Origin of the sequence: Bacillus sp. 522_BSPC (assembly GCF_001076885.1) — a bacterium.
In the GTDB taxonomy this organism is placed as follows: domain Bacteria; phylum Bacillota; class Bacilli; order Bacillales; family Cytobacillaceae; genus Niallia; species Niallia hominis.
Genome location: NZ_JVDT01000226.1, coordinates 37,826 through 51,205, shown reverse-complemented (window position 1 = coordinate 51,205; position 13,380 = coordinate 37,826). Strand labels below are relative to the sequence as shown.

The window sequence follows — 13,380 nt, the reverse complement described above, 5'->3', positions numbered from 1 at the left end:
ATTACACTTCGTTTTTAAACCTTTTTCTAAAAAACAAACACGAATTTTTTTGTAAATTAATTACATTATAGTTCTTGTTTAATTTTGGTAGAAATGCTTATTTCCCAGCCGCTTTATTCCTTTATATAGAAAAGTTTTAACTTATACCCCTATCCATTTTTTAAATGTAGGAATATTTATTCAATTACAACATTAAAATTGTATATATAGTGTTTTCCCATTATAATAGTGTTGTTAAAAAATTGAAATGAGGGGATGTATGAATGAAATTGAAAGCGTTTCCACCTGTTAAAGGCAAGCATAACCTTGAGAACTATGAGGACTTGTACCAACATTTCAAATGGGACCAAGCAGAAAAGGAATTTTCTTGGCATCAGACTGGAAAAGTTAACTTAGCTTATGAAGCAATTGACCGTCATGCTGAGAATTACCGTGCCAACAAAGTAGCCCTCCACTATTTTCATCCATCAAGAAAAGAGACATACACATTCAAAGACTTAAAGAAATTATCAAATAAAGCTGGAAATGTTTTAAAAAATGTAGGAAACGTAAAAAAAGGCGATCGAGTGTTTATTTTTATGCCTCGTTCCCCTGAATTATATTTCGCTTTAATTGGAGCGATAAAATTAGGAGCCATCGTTGGTCCACTGTTTGAAGCATTTATGGAGGATGCCGTAAAGGACCGTCTCCATGATAGTGAGGCAAAAGTTATCATTACTACACCTGAACTTGTAAATAGGATTCCACATACAGAATTAAAAGCTTTAGAAACAATTTTTATTATTGGGGAAGATGTACAAGAGGATGATAAAACAAAAGATTTCCTTCAATATTTTCACTCTGCTTCTATTGAATTAGACATAGAATGGGTTGATCGTAAAGATGGATTAATCCTTCACTATACCTCTGGTTCCACTGGAAAACCAAAAGGTGTGCTTCATGTCCACAATGCGATGATCCAGCACTACCAGACAGCAAAGTGGGTTTTAGATTTACAAGAAGATGATGTCTACTGGTGCACAGCTGACCCTGGGTGGGTAACAGGTACCTCCTACGGCATTTTTGGTCCTTGGCTTACTGGCTCAACAAATGTGGTTGCAGGTGGGCGTTTTAGTCCAGATATATGGTATAAAACGATTGAAACATTTGGAGTGACCGTTTGGTACAGTGCACCTACCTCATTTCGGATGCTGATGGCAGCTGGGGATACGGTTACCGAAAAATACACCCTCTCCTCCTTGCGTCATATTCTAAGCGTAGGTGAACCGCTAAATCCAGAGGTAATCCGGTGGGGTCACGAAGTATTTGGACATCGCATTCATGATACTTGGTGGATGACTGAAACTGGTGCACAGCTGATATGTAATCTACCTTGTATGGATATCAAGTTAGGCTCAATGGGGAAACCTCTTCCAGGGATAGAAGCTGTTATTCTGGACGATAACGGAAATATTTTGCCGCCAAATCAGATGGGGAATTTAGCCATTAAAAAAGGTTGGCCATCAATGATGCATACAATTTGGAACAATCAGGAGAAGTTCAATAGTTATTTTCAACATGATGAATGGTATGTTTCTGGTGATTCCGCTTATATGGATGAAGAAGGTTACTTCTGGTTTCAGGGACGGGTGGATGATGTTATTATGACGGCTGGAGAAAGAGTTGGTCCATTTGAAGTGGAAAGCAAACTAATTGAATTTCCTGCAGTAGCAGAAGCTGGTGTAATTGGAAAGCCAGATCCTATTCGAGGTGAAATTATTAAAGCCTTTATTGCACTAGTTGACGGCTATAAAGAAACAGATGAATTAAAAGAAGAAATACGTATATTTGTAAAAACAGGCTTGGCCGCTCATGCCGCTCCAAGAGAAATTGAATTTTGCGAAAAGCTTCCTAAAACCCGTAGCGGAAAAATAATGAGACGTGTTTTAAAGGCTTGGGAACTCGGACTCCCTACTGGCGATCTTTCTACAATGGAGGATTAAAATTCAAAATAATAGGAAAAGAAATGGAGTGCTTCTTCCATCTCGAAATGGGAGTGCACTCCTTTTCTATTTTTTTTGCTAGAAAAGGAGTATTTTTTCGATTTCATAAGTCTAAAGGTTGGTGTTCATCTCCTTTCTATGGCAAAATAAAAATGGTCTACTGTATTAGAAATTTTAATCTTGCACAATTATTAAAGCGTTTTCTATTAATAGAAGGGACTGAGAAACGTGAGAACAATCAAACTAGGTAGCAGTACTTTAGAAGTGCCTGTAGTAGCGGTTGGCTGCATGCGTATTAACTCATTAGAAAAAAAGGAAGCAGAGCAATTTGTACAAACTGCTTTAGAACAAGGTGCTAACTTCTTTGATCACGCAGACATTTATGGTAGCGGTACTTGTGAAGAGATATTTGCAGATGCTATTCATATGTCTCCAAGTGTACGCGAAAATATTATTTTGCAATCCAAATGTGGCATTCGCAAAGGAATGTTTGACTTTTCAAAAGAACATATCTTAAACTCCGTTGATGGAATATTAAGTAGGCTAAAAACAGAATACTTAGATACCCTTCTGCTTCATCGTCCCGATGCTTTAGTTGAACCTGAGGAAGTTGCAGAAGCATTCCAAATTCTTGAGCAATCTGGAAAGGTTCGTCATTTTGGCGTTTCTAACCAAAATCCGATGCAAATACAACTATTGCAAAAATATGTGAAACAGCCTCTTGTGGCTAACCAATTGCAACTAAGTATTACAAATGCCAATATGATTTCTAATGGAATCAATGTAAATATGGAGAATGACTCTGCAATTAATCGTGATGGCAGTATTTTAGACTTCTGTCGCTTGCATGATATTACAATCCAGCCTTGGTCTCCATTCCAATATGGTTTTTTTGAAGGGGTATTCCTTGGAAATGAAAAATTTCCTGAATTAAATCAACAAATAAATGAAATTGCTGAAAAGTATCAAGTCAGCAATACAACTATTGCGATTGCGTGGTTATTGCGCCATCCTGCTAACATGCAGCCGGTTATTGGAACAATGAATGTGGATCGTTTAATCGATTGCTGTAAAGCAAGTGATGTTCATTTAACACGAGAAGAATGGTACAGTATTTATCGCGCTGCTGGGAATATCTTGCCTTAATCCACAAAGGAAAATATGACTTTAAAAAGCCAGTCAACAACCACAAAATTGCGAGTTGTTAACTGGTTTTTTATTATCGATTATCTACTTTTTCTGGATACATATCATGGTTCATTAATCGATGGGCTGCCATCTCTTCAAATTTAGTGCCCGATTTTCCATAATTGCACCATGGATCAATTGATATTCCGCCACGTGGAGTGAATTTCCCCCAAACCTCGATATATCGAGGATCTAATAGTTTGATTAAATCATTCATGATAATATTCACACAATCTTCATGAAAATCACCGTGATCGCGAAAGCTAAATAAATATAATTTAAGAGATTTGCTTTCTACTATTTTCTTATTTGGGATATAGGAAATATACATTGTGGCAAAGTCAGGCTGTCCAGTTATTGGACAAAGGCTAGTAAACTCTGGACAATTAAATTTTACAAAATAATCTCTATCAGAGTGGAGATTATCTACCGATTCTAACACCTCTGGTGCATAATCACTTTTATATTGAGTATTTTGATTTCCTAACAAAGTTAAATCTGTTAATCCTTCTTCTTTCTTTCTTCCAGACATTTGAGCTCCTCCTTGTTTGGTGTTTCCCAACACTGCATAAAAGAGAGGTATTTTACCTTACGCAGAAACTAGCTGAATAAAACAAAAAAGCCATATCCTTTTTATGGACATGGCGTTGATTGCATGTATCCATAGTTTTTTATAGAGGGTATTCGCTATGAACCTCTCCCGTCTCAGTACGGGTATTTCGTTTTTAACTATATAGAAATCGCGAAATTTCGTCAATTAGAAATAAATAACTTTCTCTCTTCATGAAGATGTAACGTAATTTTTTTAATGAATCCACAGCCTCAATCGTTCCAATATTAATTTTCCTATCCAAAAAAATCAATCTATGAAACCAGCCTACTTGTGCTGAACTTCTATTGTTTCGATTCCTTCTTCTTCCATTTCAGCCTTTAAATCATCTTGTACTGTTACATCTGCGAGCTTTACTTTAGAACGATAGGCAGAACGCACGACTACATGGGATGCGACAGGTGAGGTTAGGAAAACAAAGAAAATTCCTAGAAATAAACGAATACTAAAAGTTCCCTCTATGATAAAAAAGACAAACGTTCCAACAAGAGTAAAAAGTACTCCCATTGTAGAGCCTTTGGATGCAGCATGTGATCTCGTATAAACATCTGGAAGTCTTATTAGTCCTAATGAGCTAAGAAAACAGAAGATAGCGCCAAAAAATATAAGTAGAACTGCTATAAGCTCAATCGGATTGTTTTCGCTCAATGACTACACCTCTTTCAATATATCGTGCAAAGGCAATGGTTCCAATAAATGATAGAATCCCTATTAATAAAATTACTTCAAAAAAACCTGTATTTCGAAGCAACACAGAAAAGATAGCTACTCCGGCAATTAAATTAATCCCCAAACAATCAAGCGCCTGAATTCTATCTGGAGCAGATGGACCTTTGACCAGCCGAAAAACCGTTGCAAATATAGATAGAACAAGTAAAATTAAGGATCCAACCAATAGATTATCAATCATAACGAGTCACCCTCTTAATAGCCTTTTCAAATTTTTCCTTCGAACGAAAGATGGATTCTTTTTGAGCGGGTATATCCATTGCATGGATAAAAAACTTATTATTATCAGAAGTGACCTCCACAACAACTGATCCCGGGGTTAAATTCATTAATAAGGCTAACAAGGAAACCTCTAATTCCCCCTCTAATTCCGTCTCTAAGGAAAATATTCCTGGGGAAATATTAATCCTAGGTTTTATTATTTGTCGAATGACGACTACACTCGATGTAAACAGCTGTTCAATAAACACAACGAACAACTTAATGACTGCAAAAAATGTCTCTAAATAAAAGTTAGTTGACATATAGCGGCGCAAGATAAAGAGAACGAGAATTCCAAATAAATAACCAGTAAAGAAGGTCAATACATTCCAGGTGTCTTGCAAAAACATCCAAATGACACCTATTAACAAGTTAATTAATATTTGCATAGGCATATTAATCACCTCTTTCCATCCATTTAATTACTCCTTTTATTTTCCATTTCCCAAAACAGCCTCTATATAATAAAGAGGATTCATTAACCCTTCCACTGCCATATCTACATATTCATGTATTCCTTCTGTCCCAATGCCTAAAGCAATCGTCAAGAAAGTAAGCACAGAAATTGGCAGCATTAATCCTTTTGTTGTCCCTTTTTCTTCTTCAAGTGTTAAATCCGTATATCCCCAAAACACCGACATAAATACTTTCATAATAGAATAAAGAACAAATAAACTACTAATCAGTCCAAATGCACCTAGCCAATAGTATCCTGCAGTAAATGTCCCTTCTGTTATAAATATTTTACCTAGAAAGCCACTTAAAGGAGGTATCCCTGATAAAGACAGTGCTGCAATAAAGAACATCCAGCCTAACTGAGGATGCAAGCGAATCAATCCGTTCATTTCATCTAATTTACTTGTTCCTGTTAGATGGATTACGGTGCCTCCTAATAGGAAAATAAGTGCTTTAATCACCATATCATGAATGAAATAATAGATAGAACCAGTCATCCCTACCGTTGTATAAGTAGCGACTCCTGCTAAAATAAAGCCGACACCAATGACCACATTATAGGTCATTACCTTATAAATATCTCTATAGGCAACCGCTCCGATTGCCCCAAGTGTCATCGTAATACCTGCAAGGATGCCAATTAATAAATGTGTTATTTGTACTTCATGATAAAAAATCAAGGTAAATACTCTGATAATTGCATACATTCCAACCTTTGTTAAAAGGGCAGCAAAAATAGCGGATATAGCCGTCGGTGGTGCACTATAAGAGCCTGGAAGCCAGAAGAATAAAAATAGCCCCGCCTTTAAACTAAACACAATTAAAAATAATATCGCTACGGTTGTCATTAATCCATCTTGACCAACTTCGGCAATTCGAACCGACAAATGTGCATAATTTAGCGTTCCTGTAATCGCATATAAATAAGCAATTGCCACTAGAAATAGAAAAGATGAGATAATGTTTATTAAAATATATTTGATTGATTCCCTTAACTGAACTCTTGTTCCTCCTAATGAAATTAATACATATGAAGCAACAAGCATTACTTCAAAACAGACAAATAGATTGAAAATGTCACCCGTGAAAAAAGATCCGTTAACCCCTGTTATTAAGACCAAAAATAAGGGATAAAAATAATATTTTTCTCTTTGCTCACCAATTGAATGAAATGCGTATAATAAACAACAAAATCCAATAATACTAGTAACTAAAACAAGAAGCGCTGCAAACATATCTGCAACCATGCTTACGCCAAACGGCGCCTCCCATCCCCCTAACTGAATGGACTGTATTCCTTCTGCTTTAATTTGAAAGATTAAAATAATCGTTACAATAAAAACAGAAATAATTGCTATTAGACTTAATATTCGATGAAGCGTAACTTTGTCTCTAAAAATCACCATAATCATCGCAAAAACGATAGGAAGGATGATCGGCAATATTACAATATTATTCATCCTCATTACCCCTCAATAAATCTGTATCATCGGTGCCAAGCACTTTAAATGCTCGATAGCTTAGGACTAAAAACAAAGCAGTCGTTGCAAAGTTTATAACAATAGCTGTAAGCAGCAATGCTTGCGGCAACGAATCAGCAAAAGTGTGATCGGTTATTCCTAAAAGGGGAGGACCACCTTTTTTCAATCCCCCCATTGTAATAATAAGCAAGTTTACACCGTGACCAAGTATAGATGTTCCTAAAATTATTCGTAATAATGTCTTTGTTAAAATAAGATAAATTCCAATGGAGAATAATACTCCCACTAGAATAGACATTAATGTCTCCATCAGCGATCATCCCCAATTGTCATAATAATGGTTATCGCTGTACCGATAACGGCTAGAGCAACGCCAATATCAAAAATGACAGCTGTCGCTAACTCTGTTTTTCCGAAAACAGGCAAGTCAAAATATCCAAATGCTTGAGTCAAGAAAGCTTCCCCAAATACCATTCCACCAACACCTGTTAAAACAGCAATTAATACACCTACCCCTGCTAACACTTTAAAATCAACAGGAATATTTTTTCGAACAGTCTCAATATCAAAAGAGAGAAAAAGCAAAATAATCGCGGCAGCAAAGGTAAGTCCGCCAATAAATCCCCCACCTGGAAAGTGATGTCCAGATACAAATAGATTTATGGCAAAGGTAAGGATAATAACGACGGCAACCTTTGTGACACTTCGAATGATAATATCATTTGGTTTCTTCATTCTTATCCCCTCCTACAAGCCTAACTTTTATTAATGTATACACTCCTAGACCAGCAACTGTAAGGACAAGGATCTCTAACATTGTATCTATCCCTCGGAAATCAACTAAGATAGCATTAACAATATTCTTTGCTCCTGCCAATTTATAGGAATCTTCATAGTAGCTCGAAATAGAGTCAAATAGATGGGTACCATTAGCTGAAAGAGCAACAATTGTAACAACTGCGCCTACTCCTATTGAAATAATGGCATTGACCGCTTTGAAACGAATCCTACTAATTTCCTTCTTTAATTGCGGCAAATGATAGAAGCACAGTAAGAATAAAACGGTTGTCACTGTCTCAACTACTAATTGTGTGAGTGCCAAATCAGGAGCTCTAAAAAGTACAAAGAAAAACGAGACAAGAAATCCTAGGGCACCAACTGCTACAATGGATGTAATCCTTGATTTAGAGAAAAGAACGGTAACCGAGCTTATAATCATTGCAATAACTATGCCAATATCAAAAAAACTAATTGGTGAGTCCTGAGACATATCGAACGTGACCCCATTAAACAACACGAGAGATCCCCCGATTATGACAATAAGGAATCCAAATATATAGACTAAATAATCACGAAGGAATCCTGTCATATAAAAATCTGTTATTGATTTTGCCACCTTCTCCATATATTCCAAACTAAGATTATATAAATTGCTTAAGGTGATAGCTTGTGGATAAAGGCGATAAATCTTATACCATTTTTTTAATAGTAAATATAAGATAATTCCAACAGCCACAACCCCAATCGTCATCCAAAGTTCTGTGTTGAATCCATGGAAGGCACTGATCTTTTTGGATTTCACCGTATGCGCAAGAGATGGTAAAACCGATGCAAAAGCTGGCTTTAATAAATACTTGGAAACAACATTAGGGATAAAGAAGAACAGAATAACTAATGCCCCTAAAATAATCGGCGAGACTAATAAACCAATTGGTGCTTCATGAATCGCTTTATCTAATTTTGGCGCTTTGTTTTTTCCTTTAAATGTTTTGAATACCAAGATCATGCAATAGATAAAGGTAAAGACACTTGCAATCCACGCAATAATGGGAATAATCATACCCAGATATGGAAGATTAAATATTTCCATATGGGAGGCATTCACTACAGCAGTAAAGAACATCTCTTTACTTAAGAAGCCATTGAATGGAGGAAGACCCGCCATTGAAAAGCCACCAATTACAGTAAGCGTAAAGGATACGGGCATTAAGTGAATTAATCCACCAAGTCTCCGAAGATCTCGAGTACCAGTCTCATGGTCAATAATCCCTACAACCATAAATAAAGAACCCTTAAAGGTGGAATGGTTTACTAAATGAAAAATAGCTGCAAAAATAGCTGTTGCATATAATCCCGCTTCTTCTACTCCTAAATCCTTATATAATGCAGCAGAACCTATACCCAGTAAACTCATAATCAGTCCCAATTGACTAATCGTTGAATAGGCTAATAATGCCTTTAAGTCTGTCTGTTTCACTGCATTAAAGGATCCATATAATAAAGTGAATAAACCAATTCCTACAACAAACCAAAACCACTCTGCTGTGCCGCCAAAAATCGGTGTCAAACGAGCAACTAGATAAATTCCTGCCTTTACCATCGTGGCAGAGTGTAAATACGCACTAATGGGCGTAGGTGCTTCCATAGCATCAGGCAGCCAGATGCTAAACGGAAATTGCGCCGATTTTGTAAAAGCGCCAAGCAAAAGAAGAATCATGGCTGGTATAAATAAACCGTGATTTTGGATTAGATGGACATTCGCTAAGGTCTCTCTAATACTTGTCGTATCTGCCATAATAGAGAGCATGATCAGTCCTGCTAACATAGCTAGCCCGCCAAAGACAGTAATCAACATTGCTTTTTGGGCACCATATCTTGAGCGATCTCTTTCATACCAATAAGCTATTAGTAAAAAGGAGGATACACTAGTAATTTCCCAAAATACATATAAAACAAAATAATTATCAGATACTACTAGCCCAAGCATCGCCCCCATAAATAACAATAAATAGACATAGAAGTTATGCAAAGCTTCCCGGTGTTTTGATAAATAGAATATAGAGTACAGAATCACCAAAGCTCCTATTCCAGCAATCAATAAACCAAATACTAAGCTTAGTCCATCCAAATACGTAGTAAAGTTAATATTATAAGCAGGTATCCAGTTGACTGTAGAAGTAAACACCTCTCCTTTCGCTATTTTAGGGATGTACATCAATAGGAAAAGAAAAATGGTGAATGGAACAAACAGGACGAACCAACCTGTATGAATCCGAGGCGTTAGCCTTTTATATATAAAAGGTACAATTAGTGCAAACATAAATGGCAGCAATATCATAAAATGTAACCATGTCATTTGTTGTATCCTCCTCCTTTTATGCAAGTTTATATTTTGGGTTTTCTTGAGATAAAACGTATTTATAATGGAAACTATGTCTAACCTTACTATTAGTAAAAGAAACGGATAATAATTGTCATTTGGATAATTTAAGAAATGCATTGACTCATAAAGTAGCATACGTTATAGTCATACATAGTTTATTATTAGTGGTGTAAATCATTCACATCTATTGAGGTGAAAAAAATTATGGTAAATGGAAAAGAACGCATGGATGAAAGTATTCTAGTATGCGTTTATTACGGACCTAACGGTGAACGCCTTATACAAAGAGGCTGTAAAATAGCGAATATGCTTGATTGTCCACTTTATATCCTTACGGTTGATCCGAAACCATTTGATGAGTTGGATGCAGAAAAATCAAATTATATTGCTAGATGGAAAGAATTAGCTGAACGTCATAGTGCCGACGCGTTTATCATTAAAGATAAGGAATCGAGACCAATCTCTAAAGTGATTGCAGAAGTAGCTAGAGAGAAGAAAATCACACAAATTGTTCTTGGTCAAACTGCACAAAGCCGTTGGGAACAAATTGCTAAAGGCTCCATTATTAATTCCTTATTGCGTGAAATCCCTTTTGTTGATCTTCATATTATTTCTGTTGCACGCTTTTTGAAAAACCCAGAAGGCCAATATGAAAAAGGTGTACGTGCATATTTAGTAAAAGAGGGAAATGGCTATCGCCTAATTTTCAATCATACAAAACATGTAATGTATGAGGGAATTTTCTTTAAAGAACAAGGCACTGATTTCAATAATGGTGTTTTTAAATTTATGAAAGATAAAGATACATTGCAAGTTCAAGTCCATGAGGACATCATTAACGAATTAACTAATGTTGATATTGATACAGATGCTAGTAATGATGATGACTATTTATAAGTTTGACTAATCTCCACCTAGTTTGGTGGAGGTTTTTTTAAAGATTGACATCCACTTTTACTAAACGCTTTTCTTGCTTATCAATCCCAATATACTTTAACGTTTCTGCCCTCGATGTATGATTATATACATTCATCAATAAGGAAATCGCAATCCCTTTTCGATATGCATGATAGCCAAAAGTTTTTCTCAACGTATGGGTTCCAATTTTCCCGGGAATTCCAACTAGCCTCGCCGCCTTATTAATAATCCGATAAGCTTGCTGGCGAGTAATTGGTTGATTATTTTTCTGTGACTTAAATAAAAACTCATCCTCTTTAAATTCGCGTTCCTCCATATATTTCTCTAACTCCGTATGCACCTTACCGTTTAAATAATATGCCTTTACTTCGTCAGCATCATGAAGATACAAAAACTCTTTCATTCCAGATTCATCTTTTACATCCTGAACCTTCAATGCAAGTAAATCGCTTACTCTTATCCCAGTATTTATACCTAACACAAAAAGCAACAAATCTCTTTGTGATTGTTTACGCAATACTTCTTTAATTGCATTAATACTTTCAATTTCTTTTATAGGATCGACATATTCCATCCGTTCGCCTCCTAATAATGTTACATAACTATATGTTATCATCATTTAAGTAACATTACAACGAATAAACTTTAATCTTAATTTTTTCTTTTGTAGTATGCTTCTTTTGTTTTGGAAATAGTCTGTTGAAGACGTTTCTTTGGAAAATGCTTTTAGCTGTAGTAGAGAAGGGGGTTTTGATTGATTTGAAAACGAATAGGAACGTGTTTTTTCTATTACCTTCTTTTTTATGAAAAATGGGCTTTGTTTTGACCACTCTGTTACCTTCGCGCTTCTTTTTTCTTCCATTCGAGCTTAGAGACGGGTTTGTTACCTCCGCGCTCCTTTTTTCTTCCGCTCGGGATCAGAGACGGATTCTCTGTTACCTTCCTGCTCGTTTTTCCTTCCATTCGGGCTTAGAGACTATTTTTTTAACTTGCTAATATCCTTTGAATCAACTCTCACATAAATAAAAGCAGTAAATGTCTCCCATCTACTGCCTCGTCTAATGATTAATATTCGAAATTCACTATCCATTCTTCTCCTGTTTTCATATCTCTCACTTTATACATATTGCCTGCCACTTCCTCGTCTCCTAGTATAATCACCTTTTTGACACCTTCTTTATTTGCTTTATCTAAAGCTTTCACCAGTTTTTTCTTTCCTAACTCGAGCTCTACTTTAAAGCCTTTGTCACGAAGTGTTTTCGCAACTAAAAAAGCTTCCAGCGGTCGACCAATCGGAATAATATAGTAATCCAGCTTTGCATCATCAAAATCTATTTTATCTAATAAAAGAGCAGATAATATAACATCCAACCCAAAGGAAATACCCACTGTTGCATAGGTTTGCTTTGAGCCAATTAATCCGCCTATCGCATTGTCATATCTTCCGCCGCTACCTATGCTCGACTTTATTCTCTTATCAGTTAAGAAAATTTCATAGATTGTTCCAGTATAAATTTCAAGACCTCTCGCAAGAAACGGATTGAATACGCAATATTGCTCCAGTCCAAACTTCTTTATATACGATTGTAATTCATTCCATTCTTCCAGCCCCTTTCTAATGCTCTCTTCTTTTTCTGCCAGCTGTTGATAGTACTCTATTATGCCGATTAAATCCTTTTGTAAAAAAGCATCAATCTCCTCTATTACTGTTTGTTCTAATCCAGCATCTCTTAGTTCTTCCTTTATTTTTTCTTTACTAATTTTTTCTATTTTATCTACTATCAAAATCACCCGATTTATCAATTGATCCGCAATATTCAATTGACGAAGAAACCCAACTAATAATTTTCGATTATTGTATTGAATCGTTACTTCCATCTTTAATTTATCAAAAATATTCAAAGCCATCATCATAAGCTCTGCTTCTGCCATTTGCGATGGAACACCTACAATATCGACATCACATTGTGTAAACTCTCGATATCTCCCCGTCTTTATCGGACCATCTCGAAATACTTTGCCAATCTCATAGCGTTTAAAAGGCATTTTTAGCGTTGGATTCATCGCTACCACTTTCGCAAAGGGAATGGTTAAATCATAGCGCAACGCCAGCTCCCTTTTGCCACGATCAGAAAGAGTGTACATTTCTTCTAAAATTTCCGCTCCACCTGCGTATTTAGAAGCAAGCAATTCTTGGTAATTTAAGATAGGTGTCTCAAGCGGTTTGCAGCCATACTGAATAAATACATCTTCCATTGTTCTCCGAATATTTCTTCTGATTTCTTCCTCTCTCGGTAAATAATCCATTGTTCCTTTAACATTTTGGTAAATCATCTTCTTCATTTTTTCATGCCCCCTGTTTAAAATAAAATAAAAAACCGCCCTTGATTTAAGTAGTTAAAACTTAATCAAATGCGGTTTCATGAGAAATAGTCTTCCTATGTACGATTTTTAAATCGAAATAGCAAGACTACTTTTTATGATGATGTAATTGTGAAAGGTTGATGCTGTGCGTACGTTTAACCATTTCAATCACCTCTTATTTTCCAAATACTTTAACATATTGGAAATTATAAAACAAGACCCACTTTA

General features: G+C 35.9%; 13 protein-coding genes and 1 riboswitch. Of the genes, 3 read left to right on the top strand and 10 right to left on the bottom strand.

Going from position 1 to position 13,380, the window contains the following annotated elements; all coding sequences use genetic code 11:
- Window positions 1–263 precede the first annotated feature (263 nt).
- Window positions 264–1,982 (top strand): acetate--CoA ligase, encoded by a 1,719-nt coding sequence (gene acsA, locus ADJ83_RS18610; protein WP_048718677.1) that lies wholly within the window; start codon window positions 264–266, stop codon window positions 1,980–1,982.
- A gap of 228 nt (window positions 1,983–2,210) precedes the next feature.
- Entirely contained in the window at window positions 2,211–3,128 is a 918-nt protein-coding gene (locus ADJ83_RS18600; protein WP_031539272.1) for an aldo/keto reductase, read from the top strand.
- 73 nt (window positions 3,129–3,201) lie between these two features.
- Here ADJ83_RS18600 and queF read toward each other — a convergent pair whose 3' ends face one another.
- From queF to ADJ83_RS18560, 8 genes are all read right to left on the bottom strand, one after another.
- On the bottom strand, window positions 3,202–3,702 hold the full coding sequence (gene queF / locus ADJ83_RS18595) for a preQ(1) synthase (RefSeq protein WP_031539273.1): 501 nt from the start codon (window positions 3,700–3,702) through the stop codon (window positions 3,202–3,204).
- 125 nt (window positions 3,703–3,827) lie between these two features.
- A riboswitch (PreQ1 riboswitch) is annotated at window positions 3,828–3,874 on the bottom strand.
- Window positions 3,875–4,047: 173 nt separating this feature from the next.
- Window positions 4,048–4,428 carry a monovalent cation/H(+) antiporter subunit G gene (gene mnhG, locus ADJ83_RS18590; protein WP_031539274.1) on the bottom strand — a complete coding sequence of 127 codons (381 nt, stop codon included), beginning with the start codon at window positions 4,426–4,428 and terminating at the stop codon, window positions 4,048–4,050.
- Window positions 4,406–4,690 (bottom strand): Na(+)/H(+) antiporter subunit F1, encoded by a 285-nt coding sequence (locus ADJ83_RS18585; protein WP_031539275.1) that lies wholly within the window; start codon window positions 4,688–4,690, stop codon window positions 4,406–4,408. The genes mnhG and ADJ83_RS18585 overlap by 23 nt, the downstream gene beginning before the upstream one ends.
- Window positions 4,683–5,165: a Na+/H+ antiporter subunit E gene (locus tag ADJ83_RS18580; protein WP_031539276.1), complete on the bottom strand. Its 483-nt coding sequence runs from the start codon at window positions 5,163–5,165 to the stop codon at window positions 4,683–4,685. Before ADJ83_RS18580 ends, ADJ83_RS18585 begins: the two co-directional genes overlap by 8 nt.
- A 36-nt stretch (window positions 5,166–5,201) precedes the next feature.
- Window positions 5,202–6,686: a Na+/H+ antiporter subunit D gene (locus tag ADJ83_RS18575; RefSeq protein ID WP_048718673.1), complete on the bottom strand. Its 1,485-nt coding sequence runs from the start codon at window positions 6,684–6,686 to the stop codon at window positions 5,202–5,204.
- Window positions 6,679–7,017: a Na(+)/H(+) antiporter subunit C gene (locus ADJ83_RS18570; RefSeq protein ID WP_031539278.1), complete on the bottom strand. Its 339-nt coding sequence runs from the start codon at window positions 7,015–7,017 to the stop codon at window positions 6,679–6,681. The genes ADJ83_RS18575 and ADJ83_RS18570 overlap by 8 nt, the downstream gene beginning before the upstream one ends.
- The gene (locus tag ADJ83_RS18565) at window positions 7,017–7,442 is read right to left on the bottom strand and encodes a Na(+)/H(+) antiporter subunit B (protein ID WP_031539279.1); all 426 of its coding nucleotides are present in this window, start codon (window positions 7,440–7,442) and stop codon (window positions 7,017–7,019) included. The genes ADJ83_RS18570 and ADJ83_RS18565 overlap by 1 nt, the downstream gene beginning before the upstream one ends.
- A complete protein-coding gene (locus tag ADJ83_RS18560; RefSeq protein ID WP_048718670.1) occupies window positions 7,426–9,843 on the bottom strand; it encodes a Na+/H+ antiporter subunit A in 2,418 nt (805 codons plus the stop codon). Before ADJ83_RS18560 ends, ADJ83_RS18565 begins: the two co-directional genes overlap by 17 nt.
- A gap of 231 nt (window positions 9,844–10,074) precedes the next feature.
- On the opposite strand from ADJ83_RS18560, the gene ADJ83_RS18555 reads away from it, so the two are divergent.
- Window positions 10,075–10,767, top strand: a complete 693-nt coding sequence (locus tag ADJ83_RS18555) for a universal stress protein (RefSeq protein WP_031539281.1) — start codon at window positions 10,075–10,077, stop codon at window positions 10,765–10,767.
- A 37-nt stretch (window positions 10,768–10,804) separates the two neighbouring features.
- Here ADJ83_RS18555 and ADJ83_RS18550 read toward each other — a convergent pair whose 3' ends face one another.
- Both ADJ83_RS18550 and ADJ83_RS18540 read right to left on the bottom strand, forming a co-directional pair.
- Window positions 10,805–11,362, bottom strand: coding sequence for a tyrosine-type recombinase/integrase (locus tag ADJ83_RS18550; protein WP_031539282.1), 558 nt, complete (start codon window positions 11,360–11,362; stop codon window positions 10,805–10,807).
- 491 nt (window positions 11,363–11,853) lie between these two features.
- The gene (locus ADJ83_RS18540) at window positions 11,854–13,131 is read right to left on the bottom strand and encodes a histidine--tRNA ligase (RefSeq protein WP_031539284.1); all 1,278 of its coding nucleotides are present in this window, start codon (window positions 13,129–13,131) and stop codon (window positions 11,854–11,856) included.
- Between the last annotated feature and the right edge of the window lie 249 nt (window positions 13,132–13,380).

Excerpts from the sequence above, each read along its gene's own strand:
- acsA (WP_048718677.1), top strand. The coding sequence starts at position 264 with ATGAAATTGAAAGCGTTTCCACCTGTTAAAGGCAAGCATAACCTTGAG.
- queF (WP_031539273.1), bottom strand. The coding sequence starts at position 3,702 with ATGTCTGGAAGAAAGAAAGAAGAAGGATTAACAGATTTAACTTTGTTA.
- ADJ83_RS18585 (WP_031539275.1), bottom strand. The coding sequence starts at position 4,690 with ATGATTGATAATCTATTGGTTGGATCCTTAATTTTACTTGTTCTATCT.
- ADJ83_RS18580 (WP_031539276.1), bottom strand. The coding sequence starts at position 5,165 with ATGCCTATGCAAATATTAATTAACTTGTTAATAGGTGTCATTTGGATG.
- ADJ83_RS18575 (WP_048718673.1), bottom strand. The coding sequence starts at position 6,686 with ATGAATAATATTGTAATATTGCCGATCATCCTTCCTATCGTTTTTGCG.
- ADJ83_RS18570 (WP_031539278.1), bottom strand. The coding sequence starts at position 7,017 with ATGGAGACATTAATGTCTATTCTAGTGGGAGTATTATTCTCCATTGGA.
- ADJ83_RS18565 (WP_031539279.1), bottom strand. The coding sequence starts at position 7,442 with ATGAAGAAACCAAATGATATTATCATTCGAAGTGTCACAAAGGTTGCC.
- ADJ83_RS18560 (WP_048718670.1), bottom strand. The coding sequence starts at position 9,843 with ATGACATGGTTACATTTTATGATATTGCTGCCATTTATGTTTGCACTA.
- ADJ83_RS18555 (WP_031539281.1), top strand. The coding sequence starts at position 10,075 with ATGGTAAATGGAAAAGAACGCATGGATGAAAGTATTCTAGTATGCGTT.
- ADJ83_RS18550 (WP_031539282.1), bottom strand. The coding sequence starts at position 11,362 with ATGGAATATGTCGATCCTATAAAAGAAATTGAAAGTATTAATGCAATT.
- ADJ83_RS18540 (WP_031539284.1), bottom strand. The coding sequence starts at position 13,131 with ATGAAGAAGATGATTTACCAAAATGTTAAAGGAACAATGGATTATTTA.